17 protein-coding genes and 1 tRNA gene are annotated in these 21,019 nt (G+C 68.6%); 11 read left to right on the forward strand and 7 right to left on the reverse strand.

All coding sequences use genetic code 11. From position 1 onward, the window contains the following. Nucleotides 1-9 precede the first annotated feature (9 nt). Nucleotides 10-1,155, reverse strand: a complete 1,146-nt coding sequence (locus V9K99_RS07145) for an acyl-CoA dehydrogenase family protein (protein WP_337323190.1) — start codon at nucleotides 1,153-1,155, stop codon at nucleotides 10-12. A 71-nt stretch (nucleotides 1,156-1,226) separates the two neighbouring features. Between V9K99_RS07145 and V9K99_RS07150 the strand changes: the two genes are divergently transcribed. Beyond that, nucleotides 1,227-1,826, forward strand: coding sequence for a TetR/AcrR family transcriptional regulator (locus V9K99_RS07150; RefSeq protein ID WP_337323189.1), 600 nt, complete (start codon nucleotides 1,227-1,229; stop codon nucleotides 1,824-1,826). Nucleotides 1,827-1,871: 45 nt separating this feature from the next. Here the strand turns inward: V9K99_RS07150 and V9K99_RS07155 are convergent, their stop codons facing one another. Further along, nucleotides 1,872-2,447 (reverse strand): YceI family protein, encoded by a 576-nt coding sequence (locus V9K99_RS07155; RefSeq protein WP_337323188.1) that lies wholly within the window; start codon nucleotides 2,445-2,447, stop codon nucleotides 1,872-1,874. Between the two features lie 140 nt (nucleotides 2,448-2,587). Between V9K99_RS07155 and V9K99_RS07160 the strand changes: the two genes are divergently transcribed. Beyond that, the gene (locus V9K99_RS07160) at nucleotides 2,588-3,046 is read left to right on the forward strand and encodes a MarR family winged helix-turn-helix transcriptional regulator (protein ID WP_337323397.1); all 459 of its coding nucleotides are present in this window, start codon (nucleotides 2,588-2,590) and stop codon (nucleotides 3,044-3,046) included. A 62-nt stretch (nucleotides 3,047-3,108) separates the two neighbouring features. Then, nucleotides 3,109-3,978: an aminoglycoside phosphotransferase family protein gene (locus tag V9K99_RS07165; protein WP_337323187.1), complete on the forward strand. Its 870-nt coding sequence runs from the start codon at nucleotides 3,109-3,111 to the stop codon at nucleotides 3,976-3,978. A gap of 45 nt (nucleotides 3,979-4,023) precedes the next feature. On the opposite strand, the gene ettA is transcribed toward V9K99_RS07165, so the two are convergent. After that, nucleotides 4,024-5,706, reverse strand: coding sequence for an energy-dependent translational throttle protein EttA (ettA, locus tag V9K99_RS07170; RefSeq protein ID WP_337323186.1), 1,683 nt, complete (start codon nucleotides 5,704-5,706; stop codon nucleotides 4,024-4,026). Between the two features lie 147 nt (nucleotides 5,707-5,853). On the opposite strand from ettA, the gene V9K99_RS07175 reads away from it, so the two are divergent. Further along, on the forward strand, nucleotides 5,854-6,396 hold the full coding sequence (locus V9K99_RS07175) for a single-stranded DNA-binding protein (protein ID WP_337323185.1): 543 nt from the start codon (nucleotides 5,854-5,856) through the stop codon (nucleotides 6,394-6,396). A gap of 87 nt (nucleotides 6,397-6,483) precedes the next feature. Beyond that, the gene (locus V9K99_RS07180; RefSeq protein ID WP_337323396.1) at nucleotides 6,484-7,092 is read left to right on the forward strand and encodes an SRPBCC family protein; all 609 of its coding nucleotides are present in this window, start codon (nucleotides 6,484-6,486) and stop codon (nucleotides 7,090-7,092) included. Nucleotides 7,093-7,112: 20 nt separating this feature from the next. On the opposite strand, the gene V9K99_RS07185 is transcribed toward V9K99_RS07180, so the two are convergent. From V9K99_RS07185 to V9K99_RS07195, 3 genes are all read right to left on the reverse strand, one after another. Continuing rightward, nucleotides 7,113-8,792 carry an ABC transporter gene (locus tag V9K99_RS07185; protein WP_337323184.1) on the reverse strand — a complete coding sequence of 560 codons (1,680 nt, stop codon included), beginning with the start codon at nucleotides 8,790-8,792 and terminating at the stop codon, nucleotides 7,113-7,115. Continuing rightward, complete coding sequence (locus V9K99_RS07190) at nucleotides 8,789-12,472, reverse strand: AAA family ATPase (protein ID WP_337323183.1); 3,684 nt, start codon at nucleotides 12,470-12,472, stop codon at nucleotides 8,789-8,791. Before V9K99_RS07190 ends, V9K99_RS07185 begins: the two co-directional genes overlap by 4 nt. A 90-nt stretch (nucleotides 12,473-12,562) precedes the next feature. Next, on the reverse strand, nucleotides 12,563-14,059 hold the full coding sequence (locus V9K99_RS07195) for a PrsW family intramembrane metalloprotease (protein WP_337323182.1): 1,497 nt from the start codon (nucleotides 14,057-14,059) through the stop codon (nucleotides 12,563-12,565). Nucleotides 14,060-14,231: 172 nt separating this feature from the next. Between V9K99_RS07195 and V9K99_RS07200 the strand changes: the two genes are divergently transcribed. From V9K99_RS07200 to V9K99_RS07210, 3 genes are all read left to right on the forward strand, one after another. Further along, nucleotides 14,232-14,305, forward strand: a tRNA-Arg gene (locus tag V9K99_RS07200). A gap of 198 nt (nucleotides 14,306-14,503) precedes the next feature. Beyond that, nucleotides 14,504-15,106, forward strand: a complete 603-nt coding sequence (locus V9K99_RS07205) for an AAA family ATPase (RefSeq protein ID WP_337323181.1) — start codon at nucleotides 14,504-14,506, stop codon at nucleotides 15,104-15,106. Between the two features lie 129 nt (nucleotides 15,107-15,235). Continuing rightward, entirely contained in the window at nucleotides 15,236-16,078 is an 843-nt protein-coding gene (locus tag V9K99_RS07210) for a S1 family peptidase (protein WP_337323180.1), read from the forward strand. A gap of 52 nt (nucleotides 16,079-16,130) precedes the next feature. Here V9K99_RS07210 and V9K99_RS07215 read toward each other — a convergent pair whose 3' ends face one another. Then, the gene (locus V9K99_RS07215; protein ID WP_337323179.1) at nucleotides 16,131-16,622 is read right to left on the reverse strand and encodes a hypothetical protein; all 492 of its coding nucleotides are present in this window, start codon (nucleotides 16,620-16,622) and stop codon (nucleotides 16,131-16,133) included. A 300-nt stretch (nucleotides 16,623-16,922) separates the two neighbouring features. Between V9K99_RS07215 and V9K99_RS07220 the strand changes: the two genes are divergently transcribed. Genes V9K99_RS07220 through V9K99_RS07230 form a run of 3 tightly spaced genes read left to right on the forward strand, consistent with a single transcriptional unit; the run spans nucleotide 16,923 to nucleotide 20,972 of the window. Then, nucleotides 16,923-19,031 (forward strand): galactose oxidase-like domain-containing protein, encoded by a 2,109-nt coding sequence (locus V9K99_RS07220; protein ID WP_337323178.1) that lies wholly within the window; start codon nucleotides 16,923-16,925, stop codon nucleotides 19,029-19,031. A 60-nt stretch (nucleotides 19,032-19,091) separates the two neighbouring features. After that, complete coding sequence (gene dnaN, locus V9K99_RS07225) at nucleotides 19,092-20,225, forward strand: DNA polymerase III subunit beta (protein ID WP_337323177.1); 1,134 nt, start codon at nucleotides 19,092-19,094, stop codon at nucleotides 20,223-20,225. 39 nt (nucleotides 20,226-20,264) lie between these two features. Beyond that, the gene (locus V9K99_RS07230) at nucleotides 20,265-20,972 is read left to right on the forward strand and encodes a YdcF family protein (RefSeq protein WP_337323176.1); all 708 of its coding nucleotides are present in this window, start codon (nucleotides 20,265-20,267) and stop codon (nucleotides 20,970-20,972) included. The last annotated feature ends 47 nt before the right edge of the window (nucleotides 20,973-21,019 follow it).

Consider the following 21,019-nt stretch of genomic DNA (forward strand, 5'->3'; position numbering starts at 1 on the left):
AGTTCCCTTTCAGAGGCCCAGGTCGCGGCCGATGAGTTCCTTCATGATCTCGTTGGAGCCGGCCCAGATCTTGGTCACCCGGGCGTCCCGCCAGGCGCGCGCCACCCGGTACTCGTTCATGTAGCCGTAGCCGCCGTGCAGCTGGACACAGGCGTCCAGGATCTCGTTCTGCACGTGGGCGCTCCACCACTTCACCTTGGCCGCGTCCACGGCCGACAGCCGGTCCTCGTCGTGGGCGACGATCGCGTTGTCGACGTACGCCTGGGTGACCTCGGCCTTGGTGACGAGCTCGGCGACCAGGAACTTGTTGTACTGGAACGAGCCGACCGACTGGCCGAACGCCTTGCGCTGCTTCACGTACTCGATCGTCTCGTCCAGGATCTGGGTGGCCTGCGCGATGTTCGACACCGCGGCGCCGACCCGCTCCTGGGCCAGCCGCTCCATCATGTGGATGAAGCCCCGGTCCACCTCGCCGAGCACGTTCTCGTCCGGTACGAACACGTCCTCGAAGAACAGTTCCGACGTACCCGACTCGGTCTGGCCGACCTTGTCCAGCTTGCGGCCGCGGGCGAACCCGTCCATGCCCTCCTCGATCACGAACAGGCTGATGCCCTTCGCGCCATTGGCGGGATCGGTGCGGGCGGCGGTGATGACCAGATCGGCCATGTCGCCGTTGGTGATGAAGGTCTTCGACCCGTTCACCACCCAGCCGCCGTCGACCTTCTTCGCCGTCGTCTTCAGCGCGGCCAGGTCCGAGCCGCCGGACGGCTCGGTCATCCCGATCGCGGCGATGTACTCACCGGAGCAGAACTTCGGCAGCCAGCGCTGCTTCTGCTCCTCGGTACCCAGATCCACCAGGTACGGCGCCGCACAGTCGAAGTGGATGCCGAAGCAGCTCGACAGCGACGCGGAGACCTTGGACACCTCCTCGGCGAACACCGCGTTGAACCGGTAGTCGCCGACACTCGAACCGCCGTACTCCTCCGGCACGTCCAGCCCGAGGAAGCCCTGCTTGCCGGCCTCGATCCAGGCGGCCCGGTCGATCGTCTTCTCCTCGAGGAACTGCTCCATCCGCGGCACCAGCGAGCGGTCGCAGTACTCCTTCGCACTGGCCCGGAAAGCGTGGTGGTCCTCGTTGAAGATGGCCCGTTCCATGGGACTCCCTGGAAGTGAGACAAATGGCTAAGCGCTTGCTTAGCTTCGCGTGGTTGGGGCAGGGTGTCAACGTGTCCGCAGTCACCAGCCCCCTCGTCTGGGAGCACGTCCAGCCGGCCGCCGCCCGCCGGCTGCTGACCGGCGCCATCGACGCGTTCGCCGAGCAGGGTTTCCAGGCCACGACCACCCGCGACATCGCGTCACGCGCGGGGATGAGCCCGGCCGCGCTCTACGTGCACTACCCGTCCAAGGAGCGCCTGCTCTTCGAGATCAGCCTCTACGGCCACCGTGCGGCCCTCGACGTACTGCGCTCCGCCGACACGGAGCCCTCGGCCGCGGATCGGTTGCGCTCGATGGTCGCGGCATTCACCTGCTGGCACGCCGAGCACCACACCATCGCCCGAGTGGTGCAGTACGAACTGGCCGCTCTCTCCCCCGAGCACCTGGCCGAGGTGGCGGCGATCCGGCGGTCCATCTCCGCACAGATCGAGCAGGTGCTGGCACACGGCGTGGAGGACGGCTCCTTCGCCGTCGACGACCTACCGGGTACGACGCTCGCCGTACTCTCCCTCGCCATCGACGTGGCCCGGTGGTACACGCCACACCGGGGCGACCCGGCAGCACTCGGCAAGCTGTACGCCGACCTCGCCCACCGAATGGTCCAGGCATAGCAAAGGCCCCGCACCAGCTGGTGCGGGGCCTTTCGAGTGCTGGCGTCAGGCCTGGAGGGCAGCCTGGACGTCGAGGTGGATGTCCACCTTGTCGCCGACGAGCAGCTTGCCACCCTCGAGCGGCACGTTGAAGTCGATACCCCACTCCTTGCGGCTGATCGACGCGGTGGCCTCGAAGCCGATGATGGTCTGGCCGTAGGCGTTCTGGTCCACCCCGAGGAACTCGACCGCGAGCTCGATCGGCTTGGTCACGTCCTTGATGGTCAGGTCGCCGGACAGGGTGTAGTCGTCACCGTTCGGGGTCAGCGCGGTGCTGGCGAACGTCATCTTCGGGCTCTTCTCGACGTCGAAGAAGTCGCCGGAGCGCAGGTGGCCGTCGCGCTGCTCGCTGCGGGTGTCGACCGAGGACAGCTCGACGGTGACGTTGGCGGTCGACTCCTCGAGCGAGTCCTTGACGACGATCTCGCCGGCGTACTCCTTGAAGGTGCCGCGGACCTTGGTCATCAGGTGACGGACGGTGAAGCCGATCTCGCTGTGCGCGGCGTCGATCGCGTAGGTGCCGGCGACCAGGCCGGGGATGGTGCTGGTCGGGGTGGTGCCGGCGGTGGTGATCTCGCTCATGGTTCCTCTTCTGTGGGGGGGGTCGTACTGGTCGGGGGGACGACGCAGCCAGGAAGTTCAATGCTCAATCTCTTGGCTACGACACTAGAGAGGAACGGTTTAAAAGTCAACTACATTCCCGGTACACTGTTCCCGTGACGATGACGACTGAGACCCGGTGGCTCAACGCCGAGCAGCAGGTGGCGTGGCGCGCGTACCTGCTGGGCACCGCGCGCCTGATGGCGAAGCTGGACGACGACCTGCGTCAGTTCGGCATCGGAATCAACGACTACGAGATCCTGGTCCGGCTCTCCGAAGCGCCCGACCGCCGGCTCCGGATGGCCGACCTGGCCGACCGGCTGCACCAGAGCCGCTCCCGGCTGACCCACACCGTGGGCCGCCTCGAGGCCGCCGAACTGGTCCGCCGTACGTCCTGCGTCAGCGACAAGCGCGGCGTCTGGGCCGAGCTGACCGACGCCGGCTTCACCCTCCTCGAGCAGGCCGCCCCGACCCACGTGGAAGGTGTCCGCGACAACCTCGTCGACCTCGCCGACCCCGAAGACTTCGCCGCGGTCGGACGAGTCTTCGACACCGTCTCGGAACACATCGGCCAACGCTGACGATGTAGCGCGGAGCTAAAGGCTTTGCCGGGCACCGAACCACTCTCGGAGAATCCCGAGGTGTGACAGACTTTCACCACGACGGCCGAGCCGGGATCGACGCTGCGCTGGTACGGCGCTTGATCGCGGACCAGTTCCCGCACTGGGCCGACCTGCCGGTGACCCCGGTGAAGATCGACGGCTGGGACAACCGGACGTACCGCCTGGGCGACGAACTGACCGCGCGGCTGCCCACCCACGAGAGCTACACCGCGGCCGTGCACAAGGAACACCAGTGGCTGCCGATCCTTGCACCGGCGTTGCCGGTGCCGATCCCCGAGGCGGTGGCGAAGGGCGAACCAGGTCAGGGCTACCCGCACCACTGGGCGATCCGCCGCTGGATCGACGGCGAGACCGCGTCGTGCGAGACGGTCTCGCATCTCGACGACTTCGCGCGGTCGATCGCCGAGTTCATACGGGCGCTGCAGAGCGTCGACGCCACCGGCGGCCCGGAAGCCGGCGCGCACAGTTTCCACCGCGGTGCGCCGCCGGAGGTCTACCACGACCAGACGATGGAGGCGCTCGCCGTACTCGAGGGCAAGATCGACACCGATCTCGCTCGCGAAGTCTGGGAGGCCGCCCTGGCGACCTCGTGGGACCGGCCGCCGGTGTGGTTCCACGGCGATATCGCGAGCGGCAACCTGCTGGTGCAGGACGGCCGGCTGTCGGCTGTCATCGACTTCGGCACGTCGGGAGTCGGCGACCCCGCCTGCGACCTGGTGATCGCCTACACGTTCTTCTCCGGCTCATCCCGTTCGGTATTCCGGGACGCAGTCCAGCAAGACGCCGACACGTGGGCCCGCGCCCGCGCCTGGGCCCTCTGGAAAGCCCTCATCACCAAGGACCTCCCGGTTGTGGAGCGCGTCCTCGAAGACCACAACGCTCTCGCGTGAAGAACCCCACCTGCTCGTGGAGGTGGGGTTCTTCACGCGTACAGCTCAGTCGCGGGTGAGCTTGCGGTAGGTGACCCGGTGCGGCCGGGCCGCCTCCGGACCGAGGCGCTCGACCTTGTTCGCCTCGTACGACGCGAAGTTGCCCTCGAACCAGAACCACTGCGCCGGATCCTGGTCGGTGCCCTCCCAGGCCAGGATGTGCGTCGCCACCCGGTCAAGGAACCACCGGTCGTGGGAGACGACCACGGCACAGCCCGGGAACTCCAGCAGCGCGTCTTCCAGCGACTGCAGGGTCTCCACGTCCAGGTCGTTGGTCGGCTCGTCGAGCAGCAGCAGGTTGCCGCCCATCTTCAGCGTCAGCGCGAGGTTCAGCCGGTTCCGCTCACCGCCGGACAGCACGCCGGTCGGCTTCTGCTGGTCCGGGCCCTTGAAACCGAAGGAGGCGACGTAGGCCCGGCTCGGCATCTCGAAGTTCGCGACCTTGATGTAGTCGAGCTCGTCGGACACCTGCTGCCAGACCGTCTTCTTCGGGTCCAGGCCGCCGCGCGACTGGTCGACGTACGAGACCTTGACCGTGTCACCCAGCTTGAGGCTGCCCGCGTCCGGCTGCTCCTCGCCGACGATCATCCGGAACAGCGTCGACTTGCCGACGCCGTTCGGGCCGACGATGCCGACGATGCCGGCGCGCGGGAGGCTGAAGCTCAGGCCGTCGATCAGCTTGCGGTCGCCGAAGCCCTTCTCCAGCTTGGAGACCTCCAGCACGGTGCTGCCCAGTCGCGGACCGGCCGGGATGTTGATCTCGTCGATGTCCAGCTTCTTGGCCCGCTCAGCCTCGGCCGCGAGCTCCTCGTACCGGGCCAGCCGGGACTTGCTCTTGGTCTGCCGGGCCTTCGCGTTCGACCGGACCCACTCGAGCTCGCGCTCCAGGATCTTCTGCCGCTTCGCGTCCTTCTGCCCCTCGACCACGAGCCGCTGCTTCTTGGTCTCCAGGTACTTCGAGTAGTTGCCCTCGTAGCCGTACGTCTTGCCGCGGTCGAGCTCGAGGATCCACTCGGCGACGTTGTCCAGGAAGTACCGGTCGTGGGTGATCGCCATGACGGCGCCCGGGTACTTCTGCAGGTGCTGCTCCAGCCACAGCACGGACTCCGCGTCCAGGTGGTTGGTGGGCTCGTCGAGCAGCAGCAGGTCGGGCTGCTGCAGCAGCAGCTTGCACAGCGCGACCCGGCGACGCTCACCACCGGACAGGTTGTCGACCAGCACGTCGGCCGGCGGGCAGCGCAGCGCGTCCATCGCCTGCTCCAGCTGCGCGTCGATGTCCCAGGCGTTGCGGTGGTCGAGCTCGGTCTGCAGGTCGCCCATCTCGGCGAGCAGCGAGTCGTAGTCCGCGTCCGGGTCGGCCAGCTCGGCGGAGATCTCGTTGAAGCGGTCCAGCTTCTGCTTGGTGTCGCCGACGCCTTCCTCGACGTTCTCCAGCACCGTCTTGCCCTCGCTCAGCGGCGGCTCCTGCAGCAGGATCCCGACCGTCGAGTCGTCAGCCAGCCGGGCCTCGCCGTTGGAGGGCTGATCGAGCCCCGCCATGATCTTGAACAGCGAGGACTTACCGGTGCCGTTGGGCCCGACCACGCCGATCTTCGCCCCGGTCAGGAAGTTCAGCGTGACGTTGTCGAGAACGACCTTGTCGCCGTGTGCCTTCCGGACGTTGCGAAGGGTGTAGATGAATTCCGCCATACCCCAGAGCCTATGTGCTCGCACCCACCAGGACCCAACCGCCCTCTCGGTTGTCCACAGATGCGAAGTTCGGCCGCCGGATGCTGGGACGAGACGTGCATCTTCTCCGGTGACAGCGACATCGCGATCAGACGGAAGGTGGCCATCATGAGTCTCGGCGAGACCTATGTGACGGTGCAGGGCTGGGTCGGCAGCGAGCCGGATTTCAAGGAGATCGGTGGGCAGACGGCCCGGGCGACGTTCCGGATGGGCTCGACACCACGACAATACGACCGCAACCGCGGCGTGTACGTCGACAAACCGACGACCTGGTTCAGCGTCGAGTGCTGGCGCGCATTGGCCCAGAACGCCTTCGACTCGGTGCATGTCGGCCAGCCGGTCATCGTCGCCGGCCGACTGCGAACCCACGAGTGGACCGATGAAGCCGGCGAAGTCCGCAGCCGCGTCGTGCTCGAGGCCTTCTCGATCGGCCACGACCTCACCCGAGGTACGACGACCTTCACCAAGAACCCTCCTCGCCCAGCCAACGCGTCAGCCGCCGACGGTGAAGCAACCGCTTCCGAGCCTGCCGCGCTCAGCGCCGTACCGTCGTCCGGCCCGGCCGAGGCGACCGCTTCGCCGTACCCGCCCGACGAGTACGCCACTCCGACCCCGCTGACGCCCACCACCCGGGAGTCCGAGGCCGCATGACTATCTCAGCATTGACTTATATAAGCGATGGGCGGCATTCTGGGCTGCACGACAGCCGGAGACGAGAGGGAAACAACCGTGATCGACATGCTCGAGCACATCAACGCGGTTCAGCGGGAAGTCAGCCGGACCGGGGAGACGGTCACCGTGGTGATGCGCCGGTCGTACCGGGCCGAGCCCGAGGAGCTCTGGGACGCGCTGACGGATCCGGAGCGGATGCGCCGCTGGTTCCTGCCGGTCACCGGCGACCTCAAGGTCGGCGGGACGTTCCAACTGGAGCACAACGCCGGCGGGGAGATCCTCGAGTGCGAACCACCCGAGCGGTTCAAGGTCACCTTCGGCGGCCCGACGAGTCTGCTCGAGATCCGTTTGCGGCCAGGCTCCGACGCGTCGACCGAGCTGGAGCTCGAGCACGCGATGGGCGAGCCACCGGCCCCCGGTGGCTCAGGCGCTCTCTGGGTCGGCCCCGGCTGGGACGGCGGCCTCCTCGGCCTCGCCCTCTACATCGCGGGCGAGCTCGCCGAGGACACCGACCCGTGGGAAATGGCCAACTCTCCCGAGGTCATCAAGTACAACGAGCAGTCGGTCCGCGTCTGGATCGAAGCCGTCCGCGACTCCGGCACCACCTCCGAAGAGGATCTCGCCGAAGCCGCCAAGCTCTCCATGGCGCAGTACTCACCAGGCGCTGAGGTCTGACCCACACGCATCCGCCGCGGCTAGCGGCGGGCGGTGGCCAGGCTGTCGCGGCAGGTGGTGTAGGCGGCGAGCTCTTCGCGAGCCGGCGCCACAACGTGGCTGTCGGCAACCTTTTCCAGTTCGGTCCGGAGAGCCTTGGCGACCAGGCGGCCGCGGCGGGCGGCTCCGCTGGTGGCGAAGACACGGCAGGCGAAGGAGACGCCGACTCCCAGTACTGCGCCGCCGATCAGCATGATCGTGGCGTATGGGATGCCGTTCCACTTCGGCAGCGGCGGGTCCTCCAACTGCAGGAAGCCGAACACGGCCATGGCGGCCAGCCACAGCCCACCGCCGAGCGCCACCAGGAACAGCAGCCACTGGACGAACCGCACCGCACCCCACCAGCCGGGGTTGTTGCTCGCACCGAGGTCGGTCCGGGCAACCGCCTGGTCGAGCTCGTCGCCGAGTGCCTCCTCGCGGCGGCGGATCGCCGAGCGGACGGAGTCGGCCCACGGACGGGACAGTCCCTCCGCGGCCTTGTTGGTGATGGTGCGAACGGCGGTGTCCATCCGGGCCCGCTGCACCGGTGTTGCCGCAGGCAACGAAGAGCGAGCGATCGCGACCTCGTGGGAGGCCGACTTGCGGAGCGCCTTGCCTTGTTGCCTCGACACCTGATCCAGGTGCAACCGCCGGAGCGGATCCGGCCGGAACCGAAGGAGCCACTTGGTCACCGGCCAGCCCGTCGCGGCACGAGCACGCTGCAGGTAGGACCGGCGGACCGCATCGACGACGACCGGGACACCACTCGCGTCGGACAGTGCGTCGACGAGTTCGGTGATGTCGCTCTTCGCGATCTCGGGAGTCTTGGCGTTGCCGCACTGGCTGGCCATCCGGTCCGCGACGCGGTCGACATCGGCGGCGAGCCGTTCACGGGCAGCCCGTTTGTTGTTGACCCGCTTGACCAGCTGGGCGCGCAACTCGTCCAGGCCGTCTCCGCTCACCGCGGACGTGGCCACGACGTTCGGCGACTTGAGTCCGTCCGACTTGAGCAGCCGGTCGAGGTCGTTGAGGCAGCTCTTCCGCTGGTCCGGCGTCAGCTTGTCGATGTGGTTCAGCGCGAACACCATCACACCGGAGTGCGAGGCGAACGGTTTGATGTACCGGTTGTGCAGCGCGGCGTCGGCGTACTTCTGCGGGTCGACCACCCAGACCAGCAGGTCGACCAGCTCGACCAGCCGGTCGACGATCAGCCGGTGCTCGACCTCGGTCGAGTCGTGGTCAGGCAGGTCGAGCAGCACCAGCCCGTCCAGGTCCTCCGACTGCGCTTCCTCCAGGGAGCTGCGATGCTGCACCTGGTGACGCCGCGGGATCCCCAGCCAGTTCAGCACTTCACCGGCCGGCTCCTCGCCCCACACACAGGCGAGCGGCATCGAGCTCGTCGGCCGGCGGGTACCGATCGCGGCCAGGTCGAGTCCGGTCATCGCGTTGAACAGCGACGACTTGCCCGATCCGGTCGCACCGGCGAGCGCGACCACGGTCAGCTCGCCGGACATCCTGAGACGATGTCCGGCCCGCTCCACGATCTGCGTGGCCTCGGTGAGTACCACCGGGTCCAGCCGGCCCTGACCGGCCTCCGCGGCCGCCTCCAGTGCCTCGATCTTCGTCAGGACATCGGTCGAACCCCTCACCAGGCCCTTGACCGTATCCACAATTCCCGTCACGTGCAGTCCTCCACCGCGCGCGCGGCCTCCGTCAGTTGCCTGGCCGCCTCAGGATCGACCGGATGCTGGTCGAGGACAGCCAGATAGCGGGCGAATTCGGCATCCATCAGGGCATGAACCCTACCGTCAAGGTCCTCCCGGGCCTTAGCCACCAGGGTCCGAACGGCCTGATCGCCGAAGACGGCCTCCAGCAACTTCTGCCCGACCACCGCGGTCCCGGCACCCACACCCACCTCGGCACCAGTGATCCCGGCCGTGCTGGCGAAGATCACCACCATCAGCGAGAGGCCCAGACCGTTCACGCCGTACGCGAGGATGCGGGCAGTCGAGCGCTTGTCGGCGCCTTCCTTGCGCACCAGGTCGAGCACGAAGCCCTGCCAGTCGCGGACCGCGCGTCCGGCCGCGGCCGGGAAGTCCTTCGACATCCGGCCCATGTCCCGGTCTCCGGCAGCGAGCAACTGGCGGCCCGGGGCCGTGGACTGCCACGACTCCTCGGCTCGTTCGGCGGCTGCCTCGGCGTGCTCGCGCAGCAACGACTCCAGCCCGGACTCGACCGCATCGTTGAGGTCCCGGGTCGGCGGCGGCTTGCCGACGACCGTGGCCTTCATCTTGTCGCGCAGCCGGCCGACGTTGGTCTGCAGACCCTTCAGCAGCTCGCCGGTGCCAACGAACTCCTGCCAGCGGGCCAGCACCTCACCGCGCAGCATCGTGCCGTCCTGCGTCGCCTTCGCGACGTCCTTGACGGCCCGGTCGTACGCGGTCTCCGCCGTCGAACGCAGCTCGATCACGGTCTCGGCCTGTGCCCGGACCGCGGCCGCGAACGCCGGGGTCTTCTTGACCATCGCAGTGACGGCGCCGTGCAGGGTACGCCGGACGACGGCTGCCCGAGCCTCCGCGTCAGCGGCCAGGTCGATCAGCCAGTCCTTGATCGAGGCAACGGTCTCGGCCGGCAGCATGCCGTTGCTGTCGACAACCGTTTCCTTGATCGAGAACAGCGGCGAGTCACCCAGGCCGCGCTCGAGCAGCATCTGCGCCAGGTGGCCGGTGATGTCGTCGATGGTGTCTTCCGGCGCCCGGTCCAGCACCACGGCGACCGCCGTACTGCGGTCGGAAGCACTCTGCAGGAAGTCCCACGGTACGGCGTCGGCGTACCGGGCGGCCGTGGTGACGAACAGCCAGAGGTCGGCTGCGGCGAGAAGCTGCGTGGCCAGATCGCGGTTCGCCTCGACAACCGAGTCGATGTCGGGGGCGTCCAGGATCGCGAGCCCCTGCGGAACGGTGTCGGCGGCAACCAACCGCAGCTGGCCCGGGTCCTCCATGCCGCCGGGTTTGTCGCCACTGGACCGCGCCATGCCCGGCAGCACCCGATCGCCGGCGAACCACTCCGCGTCGGCTGGGTGGTGGATCAGGACAGGCGAGCGGGTGGTCGGTCGCAGTACACCGGGCTCGCTGACGACCTTGCCGATGATGGTGTTCACCAGCGTCGACTTCCCCGCACCGGTCGAGCCGCCGACCACCGCGAGCACCGGAGCCTCGAGCTGCACCAGCCGCGGCAGGATGTAGTCGTCCAGCTGATCCAGCATCGCCTTCTGCTGCTGGCGAGCCTCATCGGCCCCCACCACATCAATCGGCAACTGACTGGCAGCCAACGCGCCCCGCAACCGCATCAGCGCCGTAATCAACGCCATAGCAGCCTGCTCAGCAGCCACCCGCTCAGCCATCTGCTCAGCCGAAAGCTCCTCAACAACCTCAGCCTCAGCCCCGTCAGCCGACCGCGCCCCCTCAGCCTCCGCCCCGGCCTCCTCAGCATCACCACCCGACTGCCCATCCGAGCCAGACTGGTTGCCCTCGGCCCCCGCATCTCCGGACGAGGCCTCAGCCCCAGTGCCGGCAGACTGCTCGTCGGTAGACTCCGCGCCATCAGCCGCAGCCTGCGCGTCTGACGGCTCGTCTCCCGAACCGGACTGGTCAGCGTCCCCGCCTGACTGGTCGGCGTCCGCGTGCTCAGGGGAACCCTCAGCCTCCGCGCCAGCGGACTGCTCGTCTGCAGACTCCGCACCGTCGGGTGCAGCCTCCGCCTCAGCCTGCTCAGCGTCCGCGCCGGACTGGTCGGCCTCGGTTGCTACCTGCTCGGACGAGGCCTCAGCCTCGGCGCCATCGGTGTGCGCGTCAGCGGACTCCGCGCCGTCGGCCGCAGCCTCCGCGTCCGCCTGCTCGGCCTCCGCGCCGGACTGGTCAGCATCCGCTCCGGACTGGCTGGCCTCGGCGTCCGACTGCTCGGAGGAAGCCTCAGCCTCGGCGGACTGCTCGGAGGAAGCCTCAGCCTCGGCGGACTGCTCGGAGGAAGCCTCAGCCTCGGCGGACTGCTCGTCGGCAGACCCTGCGCCATCAGACGCAGCCTGCGCGTCGGACGACTCGTCTCCCGTACCGGACTGGCCATCGTCCGCGCCTGACTGGTCGGCCTCGGCGTGCGACTGCTCGGACGCGGACTCAGCCTCGGCGTCAGCGGACTGGTCGTCGGCGGACTCTGTGCCGTCGGGCGCAGCGTCCGTGTCAGCCGGCTCGGTGTCCGCACCTGACTGGCCGGCCTCGGCGTGCGGCTGCTCGGATGCGGCCTCAGCCTCGGCGCCAGCGGGCTGCTCGTCAGGGGACTCCGCGCCTTCGGATGCGGCCTCCGTGTCAGCCTGCTCGGCATTCGCGGTGTCGGCGTATGGCTGGGTGGGCTCGGCTGTGCCGTCGCCGCCGGGGTTGTCCGGGTTGCCGCCGGCAGGGTTCGCCGGGGCGGCGGGCTGGTCGGCAGTTGTCGGCGCCGGGTCGGCTTCTGCCTGGTCCGGCGCCGCATGTGGGTCAGCGGGGTCGTCGGTGCTGGGGTTGGTTGCACCCGGCTTCTTCGGGAGGCCGACGATGATGTTGGCGAACTCCATCGGGAAGCCGTCCGGAGACTCGTCCGGCTCGTACACAACACCCACGGTCGGGCGCTGCGGCTCAGCCTCCGCGGTCGCCGCGGCATCCGTCTCCGCCGCAGGCTCCTCGGCGGTCGCGTCACCCGCCGCAGCCACCTCGGTAGCCGCGTCTCCCGCCGCAGGTACCTCAGCACGCGCGTCTCCCGCAGGCACCTCAGCTGCTGCGCCTCCCGCAGGTACGTCGGTGGCGGCGCGTTCGGCCGTTGGTGCCTCGGTGGCAGCGTCTCCCGCTGTAGTTGCCTCGGGGGCCGCATCCGCCTCGACAGGCTTGTTGGCCGCGTCGGCGGTGGTGGTCTGCTCTGTGGTGGGGTCGTCGGCAGCTGACGAGGACTTGGCGTCCTCGACTGCACCAGCCGACGTATCTGCCTGGTTGTCCGCAGCTGAGGTCTCGGCCGCGTTGTCAGCCTCCGCCTTCACCCCGGACGCCGCGTCAACGCCCGCCTCGGCCGCCTCGGCCGCCTGAGCGTCGGCTGTCTGGGTGTCGGGCGTCTCAGGCTCCGGCTCGGCGGCAGGCGTCGTACCGGCGGCGGGGGTGCTGCCATCGGCGACTGGCGGGGTGGCGGACTTGCGGCGTCGGCGGCGCCAGAAACCTTTGCCTTTGGCATCTGATTGGGCGATCAGGTTCGCCAGCTCCTGGGCAGGCTGATCCCGGTTCGGAACCCGCGGCTCTCCCGAGCGCTCCGAACCCTCACCAGCTGCTGACCTGGTGTCAGCCACGGTGTCCGCCCACGAGCACAGAGTGCCCGGTCGGACAGCGCAGAAGCAAAGTCATCGTCATCCCCGTTTGGCGGCGTGGACGGGTGGCAGTCACTGCGATGGTGGATACGGACCGTATCCCCCCGGCGGTCCTTGCTGACCAGGGGGTCCCGGTGGGTAACCGGACTGGCTCGCTGGGTAACCGGCTTGACCCGAGGGATACCCCGCCTGGGCGGGTGGATAACCACCCGGCGGCGGACCACCGGGCCCGGCCGGAGCCGGCCCTCCGGACGAAGGTCCCCCAGGCGGTCCACCAGGTCCACCCGGTCCCCCGGCCGGCGGTCCCTGGAACTGGGGTGCGGCCTGGGCGAACGCCGGCATCGGCGGGAACGGCACGCTCGGGCGCCGGGCCCGCAGCTCGTTCAGCAGCCGCTTCTCGCTCTCCAGCGCCTCCGGGCCGATCACCTGGCGGACGATCTTGTCCCGCAGGTAGGCCAGGTCGGTCGCGTTCCGCTGGAACGCCTTCGCGGCGGCTTCGGCTTCGGCGCCGTACCGCTTCGCGTGCTGGCGCAGTGCCTTGCGGCCGCGCAGTGTCGCGATCAGCGGTACGTCCTGCGCGACCAGCCAGCCGAACCGGACGTAGTCGTACAGCCGGGAGGCGATCATCTTGCCTTCTCGCGACCGCATGATCAGCGCGAAGATGACCAGGCAGATGAAGATCGGGACCATCAGGAACAGGTACGACATGATGAAGCCCGCCGCGTCCGCCCAGCTCGCGACCGCGTTCCACAGCCCGTGCGCGAGCACCGCGGCCAGGTAGCCGACGACCGGGGCCAGGAAGCGCACCGCCGTACTGCGATGCCGGACCGCGATCCCGATTCCGATCGCGGTGAACGAGGTGAACAGCGGATGCGCGAACGGCGACATCATGCCGCGGACGACGAAGAGGAAGAGCAGCCCCCTGAGGCCGGCGTTGCTGCCACCCTCCTCGGCGAGCTGACTGAAGATCCGGCCGTAGTAGAGGATGTTCTCGGTGAAGGCGAAGCCGACACCCACCATCCCGGCGTACACCAGGCCGTCGATGATGCCGTCGAACTCCTTGCGCCGGATCAGCGCGAGCAGCAGGATCACCGCGCCCTTGGCGAACTCCTCCACCGGTGGCGCGACGAAGACGGCCGAGCGGTCACCGCCGCCGCCGGTCTCCTCCAGCCAGTGCGACACCTCGGTGTTGATGAAGATGGCGGCCAGCGTGGCGATGAAGGCACCCCAGCAGAGTGCGAACAGAATGTATCTGGTCGGCTCCGGCTCGTAGCGGTCCAGCCACAGATACAGCGCGATCACCGGGATGACGGGGATGAACGCGAACGCCAGCCCCCAGGTGAAGCCGCCCGCGCCGGTCGACCTGGCCACGATGCCGAAGATCACCAGGCCCGCGATCGCGAACACGACCGCGATCACGATGCCGATCAGGATGCCCTGGTTGCGCCGCTGGCCGGGGACGGGATGGCTGCCGAGCAGGTTCGGCTGCGGGTACGGTCCGCCGGGCGAGTACGCCGACCCCGCCGCGGGTTGCGGCGATCCGGCCGGGCCTGGTGAGGGGTAACTCATGCCCGCAGCCTAGTTGGAGAGCCGATCTCCTGGCAGGACCGCCCACGCAGCGTTACCGGGATGGAACGACAAGGCTGTATTTCCCGGCGGTACGACGCTCGCCCCGAAGACATGCCCGGGTAACCCGGAGGCGCGATCCCCCGGCCATCTGAGAGACTCTTCCCTGCCACACGCCCCCGTAGCTCAGCTGGATAGAGCGTCGGACTTCTAATCCGTTGGTCGCAGGTTCGAGTCCTGCCGGGGGCGCACTGTGGAGTCGCCGGCAGGGTCGGCTCGAGGGACCTCTCGTACGAGCGTCGCCGGCATCACCGTTCCGGTCCCCACCGGTCGCTGGCTCTCAGGGTTTTCCCAGTGAGTTCTTAGCGTGCTTTGTAGGCGTTGGGGGAACGTCGTCCGTCTAAGTGGTTGTTGAGACCAGTACGGACGAGCGGAACGGGAGTTGCTGTGGCAGGTTTGGGGATCGCCGAGGCGCCGGGGACCCACCTGGCGCAGGACAGGGCTGAGTTGCGGTACCCGGTGGACTCGGTGGTGGTGCTGGCCGGGATTCCGGGGGCCGGTAAGAGCACGTTGCTCCGGCGGCTGTTCCCGGAGGGCGCTGACCACCAGGGCGTGCGGGTGTACGACTCCGAGCGGCTCCGGGCTCGCTGGATGCCCGTGCTCGGCCGGATCCGGTACTCCTGGTGGCGGCCGCTGCTGCACCTCTCGTACTACGTGAAGGTCCTCAGCGCGATGCACACCGGCCCGATGATCCTCCACGACTGCGCCACCCGTCCCTGGGTACGGCGACTGATCGGCTGGCGCGCCCGTCGGTCCGGACTCGCGGTGCACCTCGTCCTACTCGACGTACCCGGTGACGTCGCCCGCTCCGGCCAGTGGGCCCGCGGTCGCGTCGTACGGTCGGCCAGCATGGAGACCCACTGCCGCCGCTGGCCCGAGCTGCTGGCCCAAGCCGCCGCCGACCCCAGCCAGGTCGTACCCGGTGCCGTCTCCGCAGTAGTCCTCAGCCGCGGCCAAGCAAGCCGACTCGAGCGAATCGCCTTCGAGTAGCCAGCGGTTGCTCGTACGGCGGGGCGGGCCAATACTCCAAAGTGTCAGCCGGTGGCTACGTGCTGCTGCCGGCGGACGGTTCGAGGGACCCCGCCCAGCAGGTCCCGTGCTCTCCCTCTGGAGGCCCAAGTGAGGATCGAACGCACGTCAGCCCGCCGCCGGATCGCCCAACTGGCAGCCGCCGTCAGTGCGGTCGCGGCTTGCCTGTACGCCGTACCGCCCGCAGCCGCCGCACCGTCGCCGGCCGCCCAACTGTCGGCTGCGACTGCCAAGGTCGACCAGTCAGGGGTGAAGGGCATCGCCTGGTACGCCGACGCCGCTTCCGGCAAGGTGGTCGTCACAGCAGACAGTTCTGTCTCGGCCAAAGACCTCGCGGCTCTGAAACACGATGGTGTCCAGGTCAACCGGACGAGTGGTGTGTTCCGGCCGCTGCTGTCGGCCGGCGACGCCATCTACGGCGGTCAGTACCGCTGCTCGCTCGGCTTCAACGTGGTGAAGGGTGGCACCTACTACTTCCTCACCGCCGGCCATTGCGGCAAGGTCGCGAAGACCTGGTACGCCAACTCCGCCAAGACCACCCTGATCGGCCCGACGGTCGACTACAGCTTCCCCGGCAACGACTACGCACTCGTGCAGTACAGCAACACGTCGCTCAGCCACCCGGGCGGCTTCACCGCGGCCAACGCGTTCGTCGGCGAGAACGTGACCCGCAAGGGCTCCACCACAGGCACCCACAGCGGCCGGGTCACCGCGCTCAACGTCACCGTCCGGTACTCCGGCGGCGGCCGAGTCAGCGGCATGATCCAGACCAACGTGTGTGCAGAGCCGGGTGACTCCGGTGGTCCGCTGTACGACGGCTCGAAGGCCCTCGGCATCACCTCAGGCGGCAGCGGCAACTGCCAGACCGGCGGTACGACGTTCTACCAGCCGGTGCCCGAAGCCGCGAGCCGGTACGGCGTCACCGTCTACTGATCACCAGCACAGGGCCTGGCCGCGACTCCGCGGCCAGGCCCTACCGCACGAACTAGTTGTTGCTCTCGTCCGCGTCCAGCGGGCAGGTGTCCTCGGTGCGGTCGCCGGTGAAGTTGACGTCCGGGTGCGCGTCGCTGAGCAGTGCGCCAACGTTGTTGGCCGCCTCACCGCCGTAGAACTGCGGGTCGTCCAGCACTTGCTGCAGAGTCGGGTTCGCGACGCCGCCCTTCTTGGTGCCGTTGACGTCCGGGTCGAACAGCGCGTTGTACGACTGCGACATGTTGACGCCGGTCTCAGCCACCGCACCCGGGTTGTTCTTCCAGAACCCCGGTGTGCAGAACTCACCACCAGGCGGCGGTGTGGTCGGCGGAGTCGTCGTCGACGGTGGTGTCGACGGCGGCGTAGCGGTGGTTGTAGTGGTCGTTGTGCTCGTCGTACTCGAGGTGGCGCCGGCTTGGGAGACGAAGCCCACGCCGAGCACACCTCCGGCGGCGACAGCCGACACTGCGGCAACGACAGCGAACACCCCACGATTGCGGCCCATCAGAGGCCCCCCTCTGTGATCAATCCCGCCGCAGACGGACGCCGCGGCGCCTCCCCCGAATCCGCCCCCACAGACGGACTTTTCGACCGTACGACGCCGTTTCGCCGCTGGATAGAGGTCACCGCCCTCACCGACAGTCATCGGATGTATCCGCGGTACAACGGGTAATCGGGGCACGCCGGGCGGTAACGATCGCTGATCGTGACCTCGTTGGGAATTGACGCCGGAGCGCGGGGGAAACCACTCTGACCCCAGCGATCGTCCGCCTTGATCGCGTCTGCTTGCAGGGGGGAACCTGTCATGCGCTCACGTTTCTCGCGTGCCCGGGCGGCGGTCGCCGTCGCCGTTTCGCTGGTGGCGGCGCTGGCCGTCACCACACCGGCCACCGCTCAGGATCCGCCGCCGACGCCGCCCGCACACGACCATCACAGCCACGATCACGACCACGCGGCCGAAGATCTGGTCGGGGTGCCGATGAACGAGATCGAGCGCGCTGCCAAGGCTCGGTCGGACGAGGTCACCCGGCAGACCGGTCAACGGCCCGGCCGCCGGTCCCCGAAGGAGCAGGCGGTGGCCGACGCGGTCGCCGCGGCGGCCGACCCGGCGGTGTCCGGGACGTGGAGCGGTGTGATCGAGAGTCCCGTCGTACCGGTGTTCAGCGCCACGCTGCCGAACGGCAAGGTGCTCATGTGGGACTCCGTCGGTGAAGGCCCGGCCGAGTCGTACAGCGACCAGTCATTCACCCGGGCCGCGGTGTGGGACCCGGTGACGAACACCGGCAAGCGGGTCGACGTCCAGGGGTACAACATCTTCTGCGCCGGCTACGCCCAACTCTCCGACGGCACCGTCCTTGTTGCCGGCGGCAACCGCGATATGTCGCTGAACGGGATCCGGAAGACGCACCTGTTCGACTGGCGAACAGAGACCTGGCGACGCGGCCCGGACATGGCCGTCGAGCGCTGGTACCCGTCGGTCACCGCACTCCCGAACCAGGAGGCCCTGATCCAGGGCGGCGGCCCGGAGAACGCCGAGGTGCATCAGACCAACCAGTGGATCCGGCTGCTCACCGGCTTCACCACACCGTCCAGCCGGCTGTACCCGCTGCTCACCGTTCGCCCGGACGGGAATGTCGACCTGGTCGGTACCGGCGCAGTCATGCGCACGCTGCAGACGAGTGCGGCCGGCGCGCAAGTGGGCACGTCCATCCGGGACCTGATCAACCGTGACTACGCCAGCTTCGCCACCATCCGGGTCGGCAAGACGCTGGTGGCCGGCGGCGGCGTCGTCGCCGAGGACGGCAAGGTCGGCGTGCCGACCCGCACCGCGGTGATCGTGGATTCCAACGGTCCGACCCTCGCACTGTCAACCGGCTCGATGGCCACTGGACGAAGGCAGCACAACCTGACTGTCCTCGCTGACGGGGACGCGCTCGCCACGGGTGGCATGAACGCGGTGATGAGCGACGGCGGTGTCAACCTCGCCAGTCCGGTGTACGCCGCTGAGCTCTACGACACCGAGACGGGTACGTGGCGCAATCTGGCCGCGGCGAACCGGATCCGGCAGTACCACTCGACCGCACTCTTGCTGCCCGACGGCCGCGTGATGACCGGTGGCGGCGGTATCTGCGGCGAGTGCCAGCGGGTCGGTTACCTCGAAAAGAACATCGAGTACTTCACCCCGCCCTACCTGTACGGCGCCGACGGGCAGTTGGCACCTCGTCCGGCGATCACGGCGGCTCCGGCGACCGCGTCGTACGCGAGCACGTTCTCGGTGACCTCGCCGCAGGCCGGGTCGATCGCCAAGGTGGGACTCGTCGGACTTGGTGCGCCGACCCACGGCGACGACCAAGGTCAGCGCTACGTGCCGCTCTCCTTCAGCGCCTCGGGTACGACGCTGTCCATCACCTCACCGGCCAACGTCAACCTCGCCCCGCCCGGTCACTACATGCTGTTCGTTGTCGACAGCAACGGTGTGCCGTCGGTGGCGCGGATGGTCCAGCTGACCGCGACCGCCCCGCCGGCGCCGGCGCCAGTGCGGCTCACCGTCAGCGGACCGGGCGACCGGTGCCTGGACATCGACCACAGCTCGATCGTGCCCGGCACCAAGATCCAGCTGTGGGACTGCAACGGCACCCAGGCGCAGCGGTGGACGCGTCCGGCCGACGGCACGTTGCGGGCGCTCGGCGTGTGCGCGGACGTCCCAGGAGGCAACCTCAAGGTGGGCGCTCCGCTGCGGACCGACCTCTGCAGCAGCACCGATCCGGCCCAGAAGTGGACCATCAGCTCCGACGGCAGGATCAAGTCCACCACCAAACCGAAGCTCTGCCTGTCGGCTCCCGGCAAGCTCAACGCCGAACAGGTAACCCTGGCGAACTGCAGCAACTCACCAACCCAGGTGTTCCGTTACTAGCCGGCAGAAATTGTCGGTGGCGGGTGATTGACTCGGACTTCTTGATGGGGAGGAGTTCGCGTGAAGGTTCGGGTTGGACGTGAGGTGCTGGCGGACGCGGTCGGATGGGTGGCCAAAGGGCTGCCGAGCAGGCCGAGTGTGCCGATCCTGGCCGGGATGCTGGTGACGGCCCGCGACGGGCAGGTGACGTTGGCCGGGTTCGACTATGAGAGTTCGGCGCAGGTGAGCGTGCCGGCCGAGGTGGCGGACGAGGGGCAGTTCCTGGTGTCCGGCCGGTTGCTGGCCGACATCTGCCGCAGCATGCCGGGCGACTCGGTGGATCTGAGTGGCGAGGCGGCTCGAGTGCAGGTGAACAGCGGGAGTTCGCGCTTCGTGCTGCACGCTTTGCCGATCGGCGAGTATCCCGCTCTGCCCGAGGTGCCCGCAGCGACCGGTGTGGTGAGTGGCGACCTGTTCGCGCGGGCGGTCGGTCAGGTGGTGAGCGCAGCCGGGCGGGACGACACTCTGCCGGTGTTCACCGCGATCCGGCTGGAGATCCGTGGGTCGACCGTCTCACTGCTGGCCACCGACCGGTACAGACTCGCCCTCCGGACCTTCGAATGGGAGCCAGTCGATCCTGAGGTAGAGGCGAATGCGCTCGTGCCGGCCCGGATGCTCGCCGACGTGGCGAAGGCGATGACCGGTCACGACCTGACTCTCGCGCTCGGTTCGACCCACACAGGGGACGGATTGATCGGGTTCGAGGGAGCCGGCCGACAGGCGACGAGCCGGCTGATCGACGGCGACTTCCCGAAGGTCCGCAGCCTGATCCCGGCGGAGTCCGCGATCACCAGCACCGTGCGGGTCGAGACAGCGGTGCTCGTCGAGGCAGTGAAGCGGGTCTCGCTGGTGGCGGAGCGGACGACACCGATCCGTCTGACCTTCGCGGACGGTAGAGCGACCTTGGACGCAGGCAGCGGGGACGAGGCGCAGGCGTCCGAGTCGGTGGAAGTCACGCTGACCGGCGATCCGGTGGTGACCGGGTTCAACGCGGGCTATCTGCTGGACGGCCTGGCGTCGATCGGTGCTCCGATCGCGCATTTCGCGTTCACCCAGCCGATCAAACCGGCCAACCTCACCGGTCTCCGCTCCCCCGACGACAGTCCGTCGGGTGAGTCGGCGTACATCCTGATGCCCATGCGTCTGCAAGGCTGAGGTCAGAAGGCCTCGACTCCGACCTGGAGCGCGTGACCTGTGGATGAGGCGCTGATCGCGCGATATCTGGCCCGCCAGGATGCCGACGACCAGCCGGTGGATCTCATCGTCCTGATGGGCTCCGCCGTCCTGGAGTCGGTCGAAGCGGCCGCCGAGCTCTACCACGCCGACCGCGCGCCGCGGATCCTGGTGAGCGGCGGGATCGGGCACTCGACGCATCACCTCGAGGAAGCGGCAGCAAGACGCGGCCTCGAGGTCGACACCACCGGGCGACCCGAGTCCCACATCTTCCGCGAGCTGCTCATCAGCCGGTACGACGTGCCGCCGCCAGCGATCGCGGTCGAGGACCAGTCCACCAACTGTGGTGAGAACGCGGACTTCAGCCGGCAGCTGATCGACCGGCCAAGCCGGCTGCTGCTGATCCAGGATCCGACGATGCAACGGCGAACGCACGCCTGCTTCGAGCGATCCTTTCCCGGAACCCACCTGATCAGCCGGGCCCCACTCATCCCATACATCGGGCCGAAGCACGTGAGCGCAGGCCCGGACCTCCCGGAGATCTGGAGCCGCCAGCGCTTCACGTCACTCCTGCTCGGCGAGATCCGCCGGCTGCGCGACGACGCCGACGGATACGGTCCGCGCGGCCGGAACTTCATCGACCACGTCGACATCTCCGAGCACGTGCTGGCCGCCTACGAGCGCGTCGCAGCCGCACACCCCGAGCTGGTCAGAGCAGCCGGGGCCTGAGGCAACCACTTGTCATCCGTAGGTCGCAGGCCGGGATCAGGCCGTGG

Origin of the sequence: Kribbella sp. CCNWLW201 (genome assembly GCF_037203805.1) — a bacterium.
Taxonomy (GTDB): Bacteria; Actinomycetota; Actinomycetes; order Propionibacteriales; family Kribbellaceae; genus Kribbella.

Coding starts and splice junctions, on each gene's coding strand:
- V9K99_RS07175 (WP_337323185.1), top strand. CDS start 5,854: ATGAGTCTCGGCGAGACCTATGTGACGGTGCAGGGCTGGGTCGGCAGC.
- V9K99_RS07220 (WP_337323178.1), top strand. CDS start 16,923: ATGCGCTCACGTTTCTCGCGTGCCCGGGCGGCGGTCGCCGTCGCCGTT.
- V9K99_RS07195 (WP_337323182.1), bottom strand. CDS start 14,059: ATGAGTTACCCCTCACCAGGCCCGGCCGGATCGCCGCAACCCGCGGCG.
- ettA (WP_337323186.1), bottom strand. CDS start 5,706: ATGGCGGAATTCATCTACACCCTTCGCAACGTCCGGAAGGCACACGGC.
- V9K99_RS07215 (WP_337323179.1), bottom strand. CDS start 16,622: ATGGGCCGCAATCGTGGGGTGTTCGCTGTCGTTGCCGCAGTGTCGGCT.
- V9K99_RS07180 (WP_337323396.1), top strand. CDS start 6,484: ATGCTCGAGCACATCAACGCGGTTCAGCGGGAAGTCAGCCGGACCGGG.
- V9K99_RS07155 (WP_337323188.1), bottom strand. CDS start 2,447: ATGAGCGAGATCACCACCGCCGGCACCACCCCGACCAGCACCATCCCC.
- V9K99_RS07160 (WP_337323397.1), top strand. CDS start 2,588: ATGACGACTGAGACCCGGTGGCTCAACGCCGAGCAGCAGGTGGCGTGG.
- V9K99_RS07145 (WP_337323190.1), bottom strand. CDS start 1,155: ATGGAACGGGCCATCTTCAACGAGGACCACCACGCTTTCCGGGCCAGT.